Origin of the sequence: Paraburkholderia sp. MM6662-R1, from assembly GCF_050436245.1 — a bacterium.
GTDB classification, from domain to species: domain Bacteria; phylum Pseudomonadota; class Gammaproteobacteria; order Burkholderiales; family Burkholderiaceae; genus Paraburkholderia; species Paraburkholderia tuberum.
This window is the reverse complement of the sequence record NZ_JBNDLV010000003.1, coordinates 1,053,748-1,071,432: the sequence shown is the minus strand read 5'-3', so window position 1 is coordinate 1,071,432 and position 17,685 is coordinate 1,053,748. Positions and strand designations below refer to the sequence as shown.

The 17,685-nt window shown below is 60.5% G+C and carries 10 protein-coding genes and 3 pseudogenes; 8 read left to right on the top strand and 5 right to left on the bottom strand.

Features of this window, described 5'->3' with window-relative positions; all coding sequences use genetic code 11:
* The first annotated feature begins 67 nt into the window (after nt 1–67).
* The gene (tnpC, locus tag OKW39_RS27830) at nt 68–1,663 is read left to right on the top strand and encodes an IS66 family transposase (RefSeq protein WP_429562207.1); all 1,596 of its coding nucleotides are present in this window, start codon (nt 68–70) and stop codon (nt 1,661–1,663) included.
* 109 nt (nt 1,664–1,772) lie between these two features.
* Here the strand turns inward: tnpC and OKW39_RS27825 are convergent.
* A protein-coding gene (locus OKW39_RS27825) for an IS3 family transposase (RefSeq protein WP_429564104.1) occupies nt 1,773–2,908 on the bottom strand; the annotation gives its coding sequence in 2 pieces (ribosomal slippage) (nt 1,773–2,644 and nt 2,644–2,908; 1,137 coding nt in all).
* A 98-nt stretch (nt 2,909–3,006) separates the two neighbouring features.
* A pseudogene (locus OKW39_RS27820) lies at nt 3,007–3,709 on the bottom strand (IS6 family transposase).
* A 169-nt stretch (nt 3,710–3,878) separates the two neighbouring features.
* Here OKW39_RS27820 and OKW39_RS27815 point away from each other — a divergent pair.
* Nucleotides 3,879–6,620 carry a LuxR C-terminal-related transcriptional regulator gene (locus OKW39_RS27815; RefSeq protein WP_429564103.1) on the top strand — a complete coding sequence of 914 codons (2,742 nt, stop codon included), beginning with the start codon at nt 3,879–3,881 and terminating at the stop codon, nt 6,618–6,620.
* Nucleotides 6,621–6,675: 55 nt separating this feature from the next.
* On the opposite strand, the pseudogene OKW39_RS27810 reads toward OKW39_RS27815, so the two are convergent.
* Nucleotides 6,676–6,774, bottom strand: a pseudogene (locus OKW39_RS27810) (transposase); the annotation flags it as partial.
* 51 nt (nt 6,775–6,825) lie between these two features.
* Nucleotides 6,826–7,308, bottom strand: a complete 483-nt coding sequence (locus OKW39_RS27805; protein WP_429564102.1) for a YbhB/YbcL family Raf kinase inhibitor-like protein — start codon at nt 7,306–7,308, stop codon at nt 6,826–6,828.
* Between the two features lie 9 nt (nt 7,309–7,317).
* Here OKW39_RS27805 and OKW39_RS27800 point away from each other — a divergent pair, with 9 nt between their 5' ends.
* From OKW39_RS27800 to OKW39_RS27785, 4 genes are all read left to right on the top strand, one after another.
* Nucleotides 7,318–8,037, top strand: coding sequence for an IS6 family transposase (locus OKW39_RS27800; RefSeq protein WP_429563900.1), 720 nt, complete (start codon nt 7,318–7,320; stop codon nt 8,035–8,037).
* A gap of 56 nt (nt 8,038–8,093) precedes the next feature.
* On the top strand, nt 8,094–8,879 hold the full coding sequence (locus tag OKW39_RS27795) for an SRPBCC domain-containing protein (RefSeq protein ID WP_429360591.1): 786 nt from the start codon (nt 8,094–8,096) through the stop codon (nt 8,877–8,879).
* Between the two features lie 241 nt (nt 8,880–9,120).
* Nucleotides 9,121–10,500: an IS4 family transposase gene (locus OKW39_RS27790; protein ID WP_429563926.1), complete on the top strand. Its 1,380-nt coding sequence runs from the start codon at nt 9,121–9,123 to the stop codon at nt 10,498–10,500.
* A gap of 70 nt (nt 10,501–10,570) precedes the next feature.
* Nucleotides 10,571–11,596, top strand: coding sequence for an IS630 family transposase (locus OKW39_RS27785; RefSeq protein ID WP_429564101.1), 1,026 nt, complete (start codon nt 10,571–10,573; stop codon nt 11,594–11,596).
* Nucleotides 11,597–12,310: 714 nt separating this feature from the next.
* On the opposite strand, the gene OKW39_RS27780 is transcribed toward OKW39_RS27785, so the two are convergent.
* A complete protein-coding gene (locus tag OKW39_RS27780; protein WP_429332126.1) occupies nt 12,311–12,601 on the bottom strand; it encodes a DUF4148 domain-containing protein in 291 nt (96 codons plus the stop codon).
* Between the two features lie 290 nt (nt 12,602–12,891).
* On the opposite strand from OKW39_RS27780, the pseudogene OKW39_RS27775 reads away from it, so the two are divergent.
* Nucleotides 12,892–16,130, top strand: a pseudogene (locus OKW39_RS27775) (efflux RND transporter permease subunit).
* A 19-nt stretch (nt 16,131–16,149) separates the two neighbouring features.
* Nucleotides 16,150–17,421, top strand: a complete 1,272-nt coding sequence (locus tag OKW39_RS27770) for an efflux RND transporter periplasmic adaptor subunit (protein WP_429564100.1) — start codon at nt 16,150–16,152, stop codon at nt 17,419–17,421.
* Nucleotides 17,422–17,685: the final 264 nt, after the last annotated feature.

Below are 17,685 nucleotides of genomic sequence, written 5' to 3'. Positions count from 1 at the left end.
ACGGGCGGGTGGACGGTTACAAATTCCCGTAAACCCGTCGCGCGCAATCATTCGCTATCCTGGGAGCATGAACGAAGACGACTTCTCCCGATTGCCGTCGGTCGCCCAGGCCTATATCCGTGAACTCGAGGCACGCAACCGGCAGCTGGGCGAACGGATTGCCCAGTTGGAGGAGCAGTTCCGCCTGGCGCAGAGCAAGCGCTTCGCGCCGAGTAGCGAGAAGCTCGGGGCTCGTGTCTTCGACGAGGCCGAACAGATCGCCGCCACCGACCACGACGACGATGACGCCGGCGATGCCGAAGGCACGTTCGCGCTGCCCGATACTGGCCTGCCAGATGTACCCGGGGCGGCACGGAACAGGCCCGGACGCAAACCACTGCCGGCGCACCTGCCACGTCAGCGCATCGAATACGACCTGCCCGAAGAGCAGAAGATCTGTCCATGCTGCGCACACGCACTTCACCGCATGGGCGAAGAGGTCAGCGAACAGTTGCATATCGAGGTGAAGGCGTCCGTGCTGCAGCACGTGCGCTTCAAGTACGCGTGCCGCCACTGCGAACGCCATGCCGAACGCACGCCGGTGATCACCGCACCGATGCCAGCGCAGCCATTGCCGGGCAGCAATGCCAGTGCGGCGATGATCGCCACCGTTACTGCCGGCAAGTATGTCGACGGGACACCGCTATACCGGATGGCTCACGCACTGGCGCGCGCAGACATCGAAGTCGGACGTGGCACGCTGGCAAACTGGATCATCCGGCCCGCTGAACTGCATTACCGCCGGCTCTATGAGGCATTGCGCAAGACGCTGCTGTCGCAGCCGTTGATCCATGGCGACGAGACAACGGTGCAGGTGCTCAAGGAGCCCGGCAAGACCGCGCAGAGCACATCGTATATGTGGGTCTACCGCAGTGCCGAAGACTGTGCGGAGCCGGTCGTACTGTTCGACTATCAGCCGGGGCGGGGGCAGGAATATCCTCAGGCATTCCTCGCCGGCTATGAAGATCTGCTGATGACGGACGGATACGCCGCCTGGCGTACGCTCGAAGGACCAACCCACTTCGGCTGCCTGGCTCACGCCCGTCGGGCCTTCGTCGACGCGCTCAAGGGCATGAAAAAACCCGGCGGCCGCGCCGGGCAGGCATTGGAATACTTCAAGGCGCTGTATCAGGTCGAGGCGCTGGCCAAAGCCGATATGCCCGAAGGCGAGACGCGCGTTGACTACACATACCGGCTGCGCCAGCAGCACAGCGTGCCACTACTCGAAGCGTTCAGAAAGTGGCTGGACGAACAGGCGCCGCAGGTTCTGCCAGAAAGCCTGCTGGGCAAGGCAATCTCATATACACGCAACCAGTGGACGTATCTCTGCCGCTACGTGAGCGACGGGCGTGCCGCCGTCGACAACAACGTCATCGAGCGCGACATCAGACCATTCTGTACAGGCCGATCCTCATGGCTGTTCAGTGACACTGTTGCCGGGGCGAAAGCGAGCGCAATCGTTTACAGCCTGATGCTCACGTGTCGAGCCTGCAATGTCGAACCCTACGCATATCTCGTGCATGTGCTGACCGAATTGCCGCAACGAGCACCGGATGCCGATGTCACAGACCTGCTGCCCTTCAACTTCGCGAAGCTCACGGCTGCAGCACGCAACCCCGTTTGATTTGACCAGCGCATTGGCGCGAACTTCACCAATCGACGCGCTGTCGTGAGACGCCATCTCCCCACCACCCAGGGACGTCAATTCCGTGTGCTGGATCGTGCGCTTACAATCAAGCTGCCGATTTTATCGCTGGCAGCGTGGCGAAGTATGCTTCATCCGGTGTCTGATCGGCCAGCCTGGAATGAGGCCGGTTCTGGTTATACCAGTTCAGGTAATTGCCGATTGAGCGGCGGGCGTGGCTGACCGAGTCGTAGGCTTTCAGATAGACCTCTTCATATTTGACGCTTCGCCACACCCGTTCGACGAACACGTTGTCACGCCAGGCGCCCTTTCCATCCATGGACAGAAGAACGTTCCGGCTGAGCACCGCGTCGGTGAATTCGGTTGCGGTGAACTGGCTGCCTTGATCCGTGTTGACGATCTCAGGCAGGCCGTATTTCGCAAACGCTTCCTCCAGCGCCTCGACGGCATGGCAGCTCTCCAGCGTGATCGCCACCCGGTGTGCTAGCACCCGACGGCTCGCCCAGTCCACTACGGCCGTCAGATATACGAAGCCGCGCGCCATCGGGATATAGCTCGTATCGAGCGCCCAGACCTGATTGGCCCGTTCGATCTTGCGATGGCGCAGCAGGTACGGCCAGATCCTGTGGGCTGCATGCTTGCGGCTCGTGTTTGGCTTGCGATACAACGCCTCGACGCCCATGCGCTTCATCAAGGTGCTGACGTGTCTGCGCCCGACCTTGATGCCTTCGCGACGCAGCAGCCTTGCCAGCATTCGTGCCCCTGCAAATGGATGCTCGAGATGAAGCTCGTCAATCCGGCGCATCAATTTCAGATCCGCTTCGCTGACCCCACGCGATTGGTAATAGGCACTCGAGCGGCTGATGCCTACCAGCCGGGCCTGCTGTGTCACCGGTAGAGCGTGATCACGATCGATCATCGCTTTACGCCCAGCAGTCCCGCCTTGCTGAGCGCGCTTTCTAAAAAATCATTCTCCAACGTCAATTGCCCGATCTTCGCGTGCAGCACCTTCACGTCGACTGGCGGCGCCGACGGCGCCGCGCCCCCCACTTCGAACACATCGGCAACCCGCTCTTGCAGTTGCTTCTTCCAGTCCGTGATCTGGTTCGGATGGACATCAAATTGCTGGGCCAGTTCTGCCAGCGTCTTGTCGTCCTTGAGCGCCGCCAGGGCCACCTTTGCCTTGAACGCCGGTGAGTGGGTCCGTCGGTTTCGTTTCGTCATCTTCTGGTTCCTTGTTGCCGCCCATTATGGCCGACTCACCCCCCAGCTTTTCCACTCAACGAACTGTCTGAATTCTCGAAGCCACTTCTAAGGATTGCTTACATCGCCAGCGAGTAGAATTGCCGGGCGGCCGATGGCTTGAGTTTGCCGGAGTCTCTCATCTGCCCCTTGGCGATCATATGCATGAGTTCAATGCCACTCAACAAGATGCGGGCAGAACTGAAATCCTTGAATCCCAATATGGGTCGGATACGTCGCTTGATCGCCCGATGGTCTTGTTCCACGATATTGTTGAGATACTTGGCCTGGCGGATCTTGATGGGCGTCTCACGCTCCCCGTTCACGGCGTGCAGCCCGGCCAGATTGGCACCGCTTTTGTCGATGGTTACGGTTTCGGGCGCGCCATTCTGATCGAGGGCCTTCTCGAAGTACCGTCGGACCACTTCCTTGTCCCGCTTGGCTCGCAGCAGGAAATCAACCGTGTTGCCGGTCTTGTCGACGGCGCGTTAGAGATACTTCCATGTGCCCCGGACCTTCACATAGGTTTCGTCCATCCGCCAGCTCTTGCCGACCGGGCGCTCGCAGCGGCGGAACGTCTTTTCAAGCACTGGCAGAAGCTTGATGGCCCACCGATGCACGGTCGAATGATCGACCGCGATCCCGCGTTCGGCCATCACCTCCTCGAGATTGCGCAAGCTCAGCGGGTAGGCCACGTACCAACGCACGCACACCAACATTATCTCGAGCCGGATAGTGCAACCGCTTCAGCACTTCGGCTACCGCCGGACTCAGCGCCTTCATGGCCGTCCACATCATTCTGTTAGTTCCCGCAGCATCCCAGCCTCCGCTATTGCAACAGAACCGTCGCAGCAATAGCGCTGGCATAATTTCGCGCTATTATTTCTCGATTGGGGGCCAGTAGAGGACAAACATGCATGCGTCTTCAGACAGTACCGATCGCCCATGGAGCGTGTCGCTGATTCAGACCAAGATGCTCCCGCCCCGTCTTCCGTCTGGCTGCGTGCAACGATCCGTGTTGCTTAAGTGGTTGCGTAAGCAGCCGGTTCGCAGCATCACCGTCGTGACCGCCCCGGCGGGGTTCGGCAAGACGACATTGCTTGCTGGTTGGTGTGAAGCGCTGTCGCAGCGAAAGCATGTTGTTGCATGGCTCAGCCTCGACGCGGAAGACGATGATCCGCAGCAGTTCTGCGCTTACCTGGTGGCCGCATTCGCCAGGGCCTCGGCGGAAATTGCCTCGCAAGCGCAACAGATCCTTAATAACGATCCGCTGACTCCTATCAGAACGGTCATTTCACTACTCCTGAACGGGATCGCTGCATCCGGCAGACGCGTTTTCCTCGTGCTGGATGACGCCGACCGTCTGACTGCGAAACCGGTTCTTGCGATTACTTCCCGTCTGCTTCGCTATGCCCCCGAGAACATGCATATCCTGCTCGGGGTGCGAGGTGAACCGGCCTTGATAGTTGGTCAGTTTCGAGCTCCAGAGGAACTAGTACGTATTGATGTCGACGATCTCCGTTTTTCGATCGCCGATGCGCAGGCATTTTTTGACCGGACAGGCACCGTGCCGCTTGACCGGACCAGTGTTGAGTTGCTGAACGAGGCAACGGAGGGGTGGGTCGCTGGCTTGCAACTTGCTGCTCTTGCGCTACGCGATGTGGGCGATGCGGCCAAGGTCGCCGGTGCGCTGGTCGGAGTCAGTTCCGGAATCGATTCGTACCTGAACGATACCGTGCTCGCACATCTGCCGCTCCATATGCTGAAGTTTCTGCTGTACACGTCGATTCTTGAACGACTCGCCCCTGAGTTGTGCGATGCCATCATGGGCAAGGGAAGTGGAAGCGCGGGCCAGCTCGACTGGCTCGAGCGGCACAGCGTGTTCATCCGGCCGCTGGATGAAACACGGCACTGGTACCGCTATCATGCGCTCCTGTCCGACGCACTTCGTCGGCGCCTTCTTCGCCAGATGCCGCAACACGTCCCGTTGCTGCACCGTCGTGCGTCCCAATGGTTTGCAGGAGCACGTCTTTGGCCCGAGGCAGTCAGACATGCCTTGGCTGCAGGCGAACTCGAGCAGGCGGCACAGTGGGTTGAAAACTGTGCGATGGAGATGCTCGAGCGCGGGGAGTTGAACACGTTGCTAGGATGGATCGGAAAACTGCCACCGGATGTCATCCAGAGACGGCTTCGTTTGCGCCTGACGAAAGCATGGGCGCTCGTGTTCTCGATTCAGCCGGACGCCGCCTCGAGGGAGGTTGCTGCTGTTACCAACGAATTCTTTCGGGGGCGTCGCAAGGATACCCGCATGGTAGAGGAAGCGGCATTGGCGGAGATCAACGCGGTCAGCGCACTGATCGCCATTATGGTAGAGGACAGCGAGCGGGCACTCGAACTGGGCCATGCTGCTCAAACCTCAGTGGCGCCTACGGCGCCTTGGGTGCAGCGCTGCGCGCAATACGCGCAGCTCTTCGGCTTGATGCACAGGGGCAGGTTCGACCAGATACGTGAAATACGCGACGCCGTCGGCGAGCGAGTTGAACAGGGTCAGGATCCCGACTACTCGGATATGTTTCGACGCTCGTCGTTCGGTGTTGCTGCATTTGTGCATGGCGAGCTGTCTGAATCAAGGCGAATTTTTGAGGCGATGTTCCACCGCATCGAAAAAGCATGGGGCCGCTCGTCATCCTGCGCAACCTGGGCGGCCAGTTGCCTTGCTGCGATCTACTATGAGTGCAACGAACTGCCTGAAGCACGGAGGATGATCGCGGGCCGCACGACCGCTGCACTGGAAACCTCGCCGCTAACTGGTTTGATGCGCCATATACTGTCTGCAGCACGCTTGCTGTGGCGCGACGGGGAGATGGGTTCGGCGCTGGCTATTCTCGAAGACGGTCGACAGGCCGCCGTAACCCGACACTGGCTACGTCTGAAGTTGGCGCTGGATGCCGAAACGGTAAGATTGCTCCTTGTAGAAGGCAACGTTGCTCAAGCGAGACAGATCGCCGACGAACTGAGCAAGAGCGTGCCAATGATGTGCGAAGGGCGGACTGGGTGCGCGGTAGACACCTGGACGAGCTATTGTCTCCTGCAGGCTCGCGTACTGATCGCCGGGGATCGTGCAGATGAAGCCGTCACGCTTCTCACACCTTTGCTTGATACTCTGGCTGCTACGGGCAGGCGCTATTCGGAGGCTGTGGTTTCCTTGCTGTTCTCATGCGCGCTCGCGCAATGTGGAGCGTCCGAAAAGGCGCTTGGTGCGCTCGAACGAGCGCTACGGCTCGGAAGGCAGAGCGGCATGATTAACAGCTTCGTGGATGAGGGGCCACCCGTGCGCGCGTTGCTACAGCAATTTCGCTTGGCTTCAGCGAATGTTCCTACGGCAGAAACGGCGTATGTCGACAGGCTGCTTACAGCTTTTGATGCCTTCGGCAATTCACCGGCTGCGTCGCCCGCGCATGTTGAGGCCGTGCCGCTGTCACCGGATGTTCTTAGTGCGAGGGAGTTTGAGGTACTCGAGTGCGTTGCCCGCGGTCTTTCGAACAAGGAAATCGGCCGGTCGTTGAAACTGGCACCCGAGACGGTCAAGTGGCATCTGAAAAATATCTTCGAAAAGCTCGACGTAAATTCGCGAATTGACGCCGTACAGAGAGTTTTTGGACATGGGGTAGGAGAGCGCCGCGCGGCCATGTAGTGGCGAGCCATAGGCAATAGCCCTCACCAGATTCGGCGCGGACGTCCCCAGATCGCCTGGACTTTTTTCTCAGAATCACAAGCGCAGCCGCTTCGGCCAGCGCCTTCTCCTTGCGCTGCAATTCCTTCTCAAGCTGCTGGATGCGCTTCTTGTCATCGACGCGGAATCGACAATCCCGGACAAGTAGCGTCCAGGGGTCTGCGTGTTACTTCTTGAATGTGCCGAGCAGTTCGGTGTGCGCCACGACATGGCCTTGCATCGCCTTTTCCAACGCCGCCTTTGTGGGCTTGTGAAGATCGGGCAGCACGGTGTCGAGCGCGTAGAGCTTATGGAAATACCGATGACGGCCAGTGGGCGGGCATGGGCCGCCATACGTGGTGCGATGGAAGTCGTTGGTGCCTTCAAGTGTGCCTGCCGGAAGCGCGCCCGCAGTGACGCCCTCCTGAACACCAGGAGCCGTCGTCGGGATGTTGTAAAGCACCCAGTGGACCCATGTCATCCGTGGCGCGGCCGGGTCGGGCGCGTCGGGGTCGTCGACGATCAGCACGAGGCTTTTCGCGTTGGCGGGTACCCCGGACCACGAGAGCGGCGGGGAGACGTCCGCGCCCGTGCAGGTGTAGCGCCGAGGAATCGGTTCTGGTGCAAACAGTGAATGTGATGGGTTAGAGTGCTGCTTCCCCGATCTCATGATTCGATAATGAGCAAGCTTAAAAACATGGGCGATCTGTTCTCAGGCCGTCACTTCAACCGCGATGTGATCATTCAGTGCGTGCGCTGGTATCTACGCTACAAGCTCAGCCTGCGTGATCTCGTCGAGATGATGGCCGAGCGCGGCCTGTCGCTCGCCCACACAACGATCCTGCGTTGGGTGAAGCGTTACACGCCGGAGTTCGTCAAGCGCTGGAACCGGTTCGGCACGCCTGCGGGAACGTCGTGGCGCGTCGACGAAACGTACCTGAGAGTCCGCGGTAAATGGGTCTATCTTTATCGGGCAGTAGATCGGGCGGGCCAGACGGTTGACTTCCTGCTCAGGGCGAAACGCGACGTGAACGCGGCCAGAGCCTTTTTCAACAAGGCAATCAAACATCAGGGGCGGCCGCCGCAAACCATTACACTCGATGGCTATGCCGCCTCACACCGTGCTGTGCGCGAGATGAAGGCCGACGGCCTGATGCCAGAGGGCACGAAGGTTCGATCTTCGAAATATCTCAACAATCTGATCGAACAGGACCATCGCCACATCAAGTCCCGGACCAATGCCATGCTCGGCTTCAAGCGTTTCAGGAACGCCGCGATCACTCTGGCCGGCATTGAGTTGATGCATCGCATCCGCAAAGGCCAGTTCAACCTCGCAAAGCTCGGCCTCAAAGATGCCACTGTACCTACCGTATGGAATGCGGTCCTGTCTTATCGATAAGGTATCGTTTTTATCGAGACCTTCTCGTCCAGACAGCCTATTTGCACCAGAACCACATGAACCACATGGCAAACAAGGCCCGTGCGGTGGCGGACCTGACGGAAGGCATTATCGTGGCAACTGTCGAGATTGAAGCGCCGGCGGAGTGGATATTCGAGGCGTTGACCACGGGAGACGAAGTTCTACGCTGGTGGGGATCGTCCGATACCTATCGCACCACCGAGTGGACCGGCGAAGTGCGCCCAGGCGGGCGATGGCGCGTCAATGGCGTAGGCGTTGACGGGAAGCCTTTCAGTGTAGGAGGCGAGTTCCTTGAAGTCATCCCGGCGCGAAAACTGGTCCAGACGTGGCGGCCCGATTGGGATGAAAGGAATACGACGACAACCGTCACCATCCGATTGGATCCGATCGAAGGCGGCACACGCCTGACGCTGTGGCACGAGGGATTTTCGGGGCACCCCGAATCGTGCGGTGGTCATGGCGCAGGTTGGGAGCGCGTACTGGGTTGGCTTGCCGGCCACGTGACGCCTCCGGCACTGGCGCAGCAGCACTTTTTATGTCGCTTGTTACCGCCGCGGGCAACCTTTGCGCACGACATGGACGCGGACGAGGCGGAAATCATGAAACATCACGCCGAGTATTTGACGGGACTCCTGCACAAGGGTGTGGCCGTCGTGTTCGGCCCGGTTGCCGACCCTGCCGGTGCTTGGGGTGTAGGCATATTCCGGGCATCGGGCGAGGCGCAAATGCACGCGCTGTGCGATGCCGACCCGGCGATTCTTTCCGGACGGGGCTTTCGTTATGAAATTCTGCCGATGCTGAGGGCCGTATATCGCGACTAGCGTTGAGTGTGGGAACCGTACCACGAGGTCAGGCAGGGGTATCCGGGCTGGGCGACGCCGTACCGGTGGCAGAGTGCTCCTTGCGCCGAACAAGCGCTCTAGAACGAATGGCACTTACTTAAGCCTACATGGAGGAGAAGACGCGGGTAAGTGCTTGAAGAGAAAGGGAGGGGGCTGATCCAGGGATTGATACGATGGTTGTTACCAGGCAAACACCGTCTCATTCCAAAGATCAGCCCCCATGGATCGTAATGCACGAAGTCATCACAGGCAAACACGAAGCAGGGTTCAAAGCCGGGCGTGCAGGGCCCAGGCGGTAGACTACTTCAACATACTGACGAGCCCGGGGCTGTTGGGCATAACGGAAGCGTATTTGCCAGAACATCGGGAACGGCTGTATCCGCCGACGGTGACACTGTCGATGTTCATGCGCCAGGCGCTGGAAGAGGACGCCTCCTGTCAGAAGGCAGTCAACGGGTGGGCGGCGCAGCGAGCTGCCGACGGGCTGCGGCCCATGAGTGTGCGTACGGGAGGCTACTGCCGCGCTCGCCAGAGACTGCCGCTGACGATGGTGCGGGAGTTGGCGCGCGAGACGGGGCGCCAACTGCATGAGCAGGCCGAGCCTGCCTGGAAGTGGCGCGGGCGCCCGGTCAAGCTGGTTGACGGCACCGGGATCTCGATGCCCGATACGCCGTCGAACCAGGCCCGTTTCCCGCAGTCCAGTGCTCAGGCCGAAGGAGTGGGCTTTCCATTGGCCTATCTGGTTGCGGTGATCTGTCTGGCAAGCGGCGCAGTACTGGAGTCGGCGGTCGGAACTTACGCGGGCAAAGGCAGCGGGGAGCTGACGGCGTTTCGCATGCTGCAAGGCACGTTTCGCAAAGGTGACGTGATCGTCGCCGATGCCTTGTACTGCCACTACTTTCTGATGGCCTCAATGATCGCCGCCGGGGTGGACGTCGTGATGGAACAGCATGGGGCACGCCGCACCGACTTTCGGCGAGGCCGGTCCCTGGGCACGCGCGATCACATTGTGACGTGGCCCAAACCCCGGCAGCGTCCCGACTGGATGACGCATGAGCAGTACCAGGCCTTCCCCGATGAACTGATGGTGCGCGAGTCCAGGCTGCATCACCGGGTGCTGGTCACCACGATGCTTGATGCACGCAAGACCAGCAAACAGGACCTCTCGCAGTTGTACGCCAGGCGCTGGAACGTGGAACTGGATCTACGTAACATCAAGACGACGATGGGCATGGATGTGCTGCATTGCCAGACTGCCCACATGAACGAAAAGGAGATCTGGGTCCATCTGCTGGCCTACAACGTGATTCGGCTGCTGATGGCTCAGGCCGCCAGTCACCATGCCACTGACCCGAGAACACTGAGTTTCAAACACACGGTGCAGTTATGGACTGAATGGCTGGCCAGAGGTCTGACGGCAACTCACAACCAGAGTCTCCTGTTCAACCTGATCACGCAGTCTTGCGTTGGGAGTCGCCCCGGTCGCATCGAACCACGAATGCGCAAACGAAGACCGAAGTCCTACCCATGGCTGAAAGAGCCTCGTCACATCGCACGTGAGCGCGTCCAAAAATATGGGCACGCTCCACGGGCTTACTAACCAGTGCGTAAGTAAGCGAACATAAATCGACGCCATGGTCTAAGCTTTAAGGGGTTTAGGGAGAGGCGAGATGCGAGAGGACGACGGCCGGCAGCTTTCACATGCAACGCTTGAAGAGATCCGTATTCGTGCGGTCAAGCGCGTCGAAGCTGGCGAGTCGCCGGAGGACGTGATCCGCACGCTCGGATTCTCGAGGGCGCGTATTTACGAGTGGTTGGCGGCCTGGCGCGAAGGGGGCATCGAGGCGTTACGAGCCAAGGCAATCCCTGGTCGACCGATGAAGCTGTCGTCCGAGGCTATCCGCTTCGTCTATCAGACGGTCACAACGAAGAACCCCATGCAGATGAAGTTCGAGTTTGCATTGTGGACGCGAGACATGGTGCGGGAGTTGATTCGCGAACATTTCAACGTCAGGCTCTCCGAGGTGTCGGTCGGTCGACTGCTGCGCAAGCTCGGGCTTTCGCCCCAGCGACCGCTTGCGCGTGCGTACCAACGCGACCCTGAACTGGTCGAGTCGTGGATGCGGGACCAATACCCGGCCATTGTCGGGCAGGCCAAACACGTCGGGGCACAGATCTTCTTCGTCGACGAATCGACGGTACGATCGGACTATCACAGCGGCACGACCTGGGCGCCGGTCGGTCAAACTCCGGTAGTCGAAGTCACTGGCGCGCGCTTCAAGGTGAACCTGATCTCAGCGATCAGCCCGCGTGGCCAACTTCGCTTCATGTGTTTCGAAGGCAGCTTCAAGATCTCCGTATACGTCGACTTCGTCAAACGGCTGATGCTCACCGCCGATGCGCCTGTCTTCCTGATTGCCGATGGTCATCCGGTACATCGTTGCAAAGCGATCCGGCAGCTTGCCGCGGAATCAGATGGGCGCCTTTGTCTGTTCTTCCTTCCTGCTTACTCGCCAGACCTGAACCCGGACGAGTTGGTATGGGGTTATCTCAAACATCACAAGATCGGCAAGCTTGCCATCAAAGGTCCCGGGCATCTCAAGCAGCGTGTTCGAGCGGTTCTGCGCTCGTTGCAAAAGATTCCGGCTTTGGTCCGATCCATGTTTCAACATCCGTCAGTCCGCTACGCGGCTTGACCCATGTCCGGTTACTTTGTTTCGGCTTAGTAAGTAAGTGCCATTCTAGCTAGGGTTTGATTCCACTGGTGCAGCTCATCATCCAAACAACGAGCTCACTCGACCTTCGATAGTGCGATAGAACTCCATCGTTGCGGCGATATCGGCATCGCCCAGATCACGCGACACCAACCACCGATTCAGGTGCGAACCGGGACTACACGCCGACAGGGCGAATCACAAACATGCTCAAGAATATGCAAAATGCGCAAGTTCTTGGACGATCGGTTGGGCTCCCGTTGCCATTCACGAGCCTCGCAGGCATGCGCCCACGTTTTCGCAGTCGAATGCATAGTCTTGACGTGCAGTAGTCCTTATTCATATCAGCATAGTAACAAATCTACGGCTGCAGTACTAACCGGGTGTACGCACTGGCCGCACTCAAGTCCATCCTCGGTGCATCCAGCGCTGTCTGGACGGCCTCGCCGGTGTGCTGGAAATGATCCACCAGACTCGATGCCGGATCCAGCCCTCACGCTCCTATCCAGGGCCACCCAGAAAAGCCAAGCCCCACTTCCATCTCGCGTACAAACTCGCTTCATGCAGTGAGGCTTAAGTTGAGAGCATTGCCCCGCACAGGGGCAATGCTAATAAACCAATAAGAAATCAAGGAAAGGCCAAAGCAGCAGGCGAACAACAAGGAAGAGTCAACTCCGCAGGCGAACAAACCCAGCCTCAATTGGAAGCCGCCGCAGCACCCACACCACCCGCTCCGGCCGTCTTCACAGCCGCTGCTTCCCCCGGATGCTGAATAGCATAAATCTCCCGATTCCGGGCAATCGTCGCCTCACTAGGCGGATAGTCATCCTTAGGCGCCGGCACTAGCCCTTCAGCCTGGGCCTGCTGCAACTGGGCCAGCACTTCAGCCCGCGTCAACCCTGACGAATTAGACTGAGCAAAAGCAGTCGACCCAATCGACAAACCAAGCGCGGCAACAGCAACAGCCAAAGCGGTAAAACGTTTCATGATGTCTCTCCGGATATGTGCAAGAAATGAGTGGCCTGAACCACGCTTCCCATTCTTGTCATTTCAGCTGTCGGAGCACTGACCTTCGGATTACCGTTTTGTTATCTACGCACCGCGCCTGAATCAGAACAGAAAACCCAAACTCCAGATAACAGAACGGTAATCTATCCGACCACCGCCGGTAAGCGCCACCCCCACACACTCCTGACTCACGAAGAAGCCCGCGTCCCGCGCCGCCAGGCGTTGAAACAAACCGTGCGCTTCCCTCTGCCTCTTTTCAGGAAACCGTCATGTGGATCGTCAAGCTCGCGCTGCGCCGCCCATATACATTCGTGGTTCTTGCGGTGTTGATTTTTATCGTCGGCCCGCTCGCGATACTGCGTACACCCACCGATATCTTTCCGAACATCGACATCCCGGTGGTCAGCATCGTCTGGACGTATAACGGCTTTTCCGCACAGGACATGGCCAACCGCATCACGTCGAACTACGAGCGCGCGCTGACCTCCGACGTCGACGATATCGAGCATATCGAGTCGCAATCGCTGAACGGCGTCTCGGTAGTGAAGATCTTTTTTCACCCGGGCGCTGACATCAATCGCGCGATTGCCGAGGCGGCCTCCAATTCGGCTTCGATCCTGCGCGTGCTGCCGCCCGGCACGTTGCCGCCGAACATCATCACGTACAACGCGTCGACGGTGCCAATCCTGCAACTTGGGCTCTCCAGCGACACGCTGTCCGAACAGCAGCTCTATGATCTCGGCAACAGCCAGATCCGCACGCAACTGGCGACGGTGCAAGGCGCGTCGGTGCCGCTGCCGTTCGGCGGCAAGGTGCGGCAGATCATGGTCGATATCGATCCGCGCGCGCTGCAGGCAAAAGGCCTGTCACCACTCGACGTGGTCAACGCCGTCAACGCGCAAAACCTGATTCTTCCGGGCGGCACCGCCAAAATCGGCACGAAGGAATACAACGTGCAGATGAATGGCAGCACTGACACGGTGGCCGCGCTGAACGACCTGCCGATCAAGACGGTAGCCGGCGGCGTGGTGTATGTGCGCGACGTTGCCCATGTGCGCGACGGCTATGCGCCGCAAACCAACATCTTGCGCAGCGACGGCAAACGCGCGGCGCTCCTCACCATCGAGAAGTCCGGCAGCGCGTCGACGCTCACCATCATCCAGCAGGTCAAGGCGATGCTGCCGCATATCGCGGCTGGCTTGCCTAGCGCTCTGCACATCACCGCGCTGTCGGATCAATCGGTGTTCGTGAAGTCGGCGGTGGTGGGCGTGGCGCGCGAGGCCGTGATCGCCGCCGCGTTGACCGCGTTGATGATCCTGCTCTTTCTCGGCAGTTTGCGCGCCACGCTGATCATCGCGGTGTCGATTCCGCTCGCGGTGCTGACCTCCCTGATCGCGCTGTCCGCGCTCGGACAGACCATCAATATCATGACGCTCGGCGGGCTCGCACTCGCGGTGGGGATTCTCGTCGACGATGCCACGGTCGCTATTGAAAACATTACGCATCATCTGGAAAACGGCGAGCCGCTGCACGACGCGATCCTAACGGCTCCGGCGAAATCGCCGTGCCGACTTTCGTTTCGACACTGTCTATCTGCATCGTATTTGTGCCCATGTTCCTGCTTTCCGGCGTTGCGCTTTACCTGTTCGTGCCGCTCGCCGAAGCGGTGGTGTTCGCGATGATCGCGTCGTACTTCTTCTCGCGCACGCTGGTGCCGACGCTCGCGATGTACCTCATGCGCGCACGCAGCAACGCGCCGGTGACGGGCAATGGACCGATTGCGCGCCTGATCCGCTTCCAGGCCGCCTTCGAGCATCGCTTCGAGATGCTGCGCGAACGCTATCGCGGCGTACTCGGCTCGGCGGCAGCGAGTCCGCGGCGCTTCATCGCGATCTTTCTGCTGCTTTGCATCGGCTCGCTCGCGCTCGTGCCGTTTGCGGGGCGCGACTTTTTCCCCGCCGTCGATACCGGCGAAATTCGCCTGCATTTGCGTGCACCGACTGGCACGCGCATCGAAGACACCGCGCGCATCACCGATGAAGTCGAAGCCCGCGTGCGCAGCGTGATCCCGAAGCAGGAACTCGCGGCCATGCTCGACAACATTGGTGTGCCGGTGAGCGGCATCAACCTGACCTACGATTCCTCCGACCCGATCGGTCCGGAAGACGCCGACGTGATGATCACACTCGCGGCGAAGCACAAACCGACCGCTCAATATGTGGCGACGCTACGCACGACGCTCGCCAGGGATTTTCCGGGTGTCATGGTCGCCTTTCTGCCCGCGGACATCGTCAGCCAGATTCTGAATTTCGGGCTGCCCGCGCCGATCGATATCCAGATTGTCGGCAACAAGCTCGATGCCAACCGCGCCGTGGCGAACCGCCTGCTCGCGCAACTGCGCGGCGTGCGCGGCCTCGTCGATGCACGCATCCAGCAACCGGGCGACGAACCCGCGATCAATGTGAATGTCGACCGTACCCGGGCAATTCAGGCCGGCCTGTTGCAACGCGACGTGTCGCAGAACCTGCTGATCGCGTTGTCCGGCAGTTCGCAGACCACACCGAATTTCTGGCTCGATCCGCACAACGGCGTGAGCTATCCGCTGATGGCGATGATGCCGCAGTACGACATCAACTCGTTGCAGGCGCTCGCCAATATTCCGGTCGCGCAAACCGGAGGCACCGGGTCCGGCATGATGACCACGGCCGCAAACACGGGCGGTCCGGCGCCGCAAAACCTGCTCGGCGCGTTGAGCACGCTGACGCGCGGCACTCAGCAAGCCGTCGTCTCGCACTACAACGTGCAGCCGGTGCTCGACATTTTCGCGTCGGCGCAAGGACGCGATCTCGGCGGCGTGGCGGCCGACGTGACCCGGCTCGTCGATCAGATCCGGCCGCAATTGCCGCCGGGCGCGTCGATCGTCATGCGCTGCCAGGTGCAGGCGATGCACGATTCGTTCAGCGGACTCGCGAGCGGCCTCGTGTTCGCCATCGGCCTCGTCTATCTATTGATGGTCGTCAATTTTCAGTCCTGGCTCGACCCGTTCATCATCATCAGCGGCTTGCCGGGCTCGCTCGCGGGCATCGCGTGGATGCTGTTCAGCACCGGCACCCGCCTGAGCGTGCCGGCGCTGACCGGCACCATTCTGTGCATCGGCATTGCCACGGCCAACAGCATTCTCGTCATCAACACCGCGCGTGAATTTCACCATGGCGGCAAGCCGCCGCTGCGGGCCGCGCTCGAGGCCGGCTTCAGTCGCTTCCGTCCGGTGCTGATGACCGCCCTCGCCATGCTGATCGGCATGCTGCCGATGGCGCTCGGCCTCGGCGACGGCGGCGAACAGAATGCGCCGCTCGGGCGCGCCGTGATCGGCGGCCTCGCGCTCGGCACGGTGTCGACCTTGCTGTTCGTCCCGGTCGTCTACGGGATGGTGCATGCATGGCTCGACAAACGCCGCGCGGCGCGCACCGACATACAAGAATCCGGCGTTCCCGCCCGCACTCATTGACTCCGACGAGACCTTGCCCATGAACGATTCATCCCTTCCGCCCGAGCTTGGCGAGCGGTCCAAAGCGTTCGCCGAGACCGCCGACACCGCGCGTTTGCATAGCGACAACGAAACCCGGCATGCCACGGCGGCAGCGCCCGCCAGCACGAAGCCGCGCCGCCGCCTCTGGCCGCTTGCGTTGACCGGACTTGCCGCGGCGTTGCTGATCGTCGGCATCGTGCCGCGCCTGCATGCCAGTGCCGCGCTGACGCAACAGACGCAGGCGCAAAGCGTGCTCAGCGTGTCGGTCGTCACACCGCGCGCCGCGCCGGCCGTCCAGGAACTGTTGCTGCCGGGCGCGGTTACGCCGTTCGCGGAAGCGTCGATCTATGCGCGCACGAGTGGTTATCTGGCGCACTGGAACACCGACATCGGTGCACGGGTGAAAAGCGGTCAGACGCTCGCGACAATCGAAGCCCCCGAACTGGATGCGCAATTGCGCCAGGCCCACGCCGACGAAGCCACGGCGCAGGCCAATTTCGACTACGCGAAGACCACCGCGCAGCGCTGGCAGGAGATGCTGAAGACCCAATCGGTCGCGCAGCAGGACGCCGACACCAAGGTCAGCGACATGGAAGCGCGCCGTGCGATGCTGGCGTCGGCGCAGGCCAATGTCGCGCATCTCGCCGAACTGGTCTCATACGAGAAGATCACCGCGCCGTTCGACGGCGTGATCACTGCGCGCAACGTCGACGTCGGCGCACTGGTGACGGCGGGCGGCACGCCCGGCACCGCGGGCATGTCGGGCGAACTGTTCCATATCCAGCAGAACGGCGTGCTGCGGGTCTTCGTCGACGTGCCGCAGAACGACGCGCCCTATATCACGCCGGATACCGGCGTGTATCTGACCGCCCAGCAGTATCCGGGGCGCCGCATCGCGTCAAAGGTGGCGCGCAGCGCCGGCTCGATCGATCCGTCGAGCCGCACGTTGCGCGTCGAGGTCGACGTCGACAACAAGGATGGCGCGCTGATGCCCGGCGCTTACACGCAGGTGCATCTGCAATTGCACTCGACCACGCCGGCGCTCGACCTACCTGTCAGCGCCTTGCTGTTCCGGCCGGACGGCGTGACGGTCGCCGTGGTCGATAGCAACGGCCGTGCGCTGCTCAAGACCGTGCATATCGGCCGCGATTTCGGCACGCACGTCGAAATCACGACAGGCCTCGCCGCCACCGACCGCGTGATCGACAACCCCGGCGATTCGCTGAACACCGGCCAGATCGTGCAGATCGCGCCGGCCATGCCTGGCTAAGTGCATCGTCACAGAAAGGATTCACTGATGGTTTCTCTGTCTCTTTCACGGCCGGTGCAGCGCCGGCCTGATCATCAGCGGACGTCGGCAAAACGCCGGCTTTTTAGTGCCGGCGTCGCCTATGTATTGGGGCATCAGTCCTGCGCGGTCGGATTCCGGCGGCCTTCGAGATATTGTCTGCGCCAGTCGAAGACCTGATTGGCGGTCTGTTGGGGACTCTTAATTTCCGCTCTCGGTTTGCTGTGCGGAGAGTTGCGTAGCGCG

Bases quoted from the DNA above. Each gene is read 5' to 3' on its own strand.
- OKW39_RS27770 (WP_429564100.1), top strand. From the start codon at position 16,150: ATGAACGATTCATCCCTTCCGCCCGAGCTTGGCGAGCGGTCCAAAGCG.
- tnpC (WP_429562207.1), top strand. From the start codon at position 68: ATGAACGAAGACGACTTCTCCCGATTGCCGTCGGTCGCCCAGGCCTAT.
- OKW39_RS27780 (WP_429332126.1), bottom strand. From the start codon at position 12,601: ATGAAACGTTTTACCGCTTTGGCTGTTGCTGTTGCCGCGCTTGGTTTG.
- OKW39_RS27795 (WP_429360591.1), top strand. From the start codon at position 8,094: ATGAACCACATGGCAAACAAGGCCCGTGCGGTGGCGGACCTGACGGAA.
- OKW39_RS27790 (WP_429563926.1), top strand. From the start codon at position 9,121: ATGGATCGTAATGCACGAAGTCATCACAGGCAAACACGAAGCAGGGTT.
- OKW39_RS27785 (WP_429564101.1), top strand. From the start codon at position 10,571: ATGCGAGAGGACGACGGCCGGCAGCTTTCACATGCAACGCTTGAAGAG.
- OKW39_RS27805 (WP_429564102.1), bottom strand. From the start codon at position 7,308: ATGAGATCGGGGAAGCAGCACTCTAACCCATCACATTCACTGTTTGCA.
- OKW39_RS27800 (WP_429563900.1), top strand. From the start codon at position 7,318: ATGAGCAAGCTTAAAAACATGGGCGATCTGTTCTCAGGCCGTCACTTC.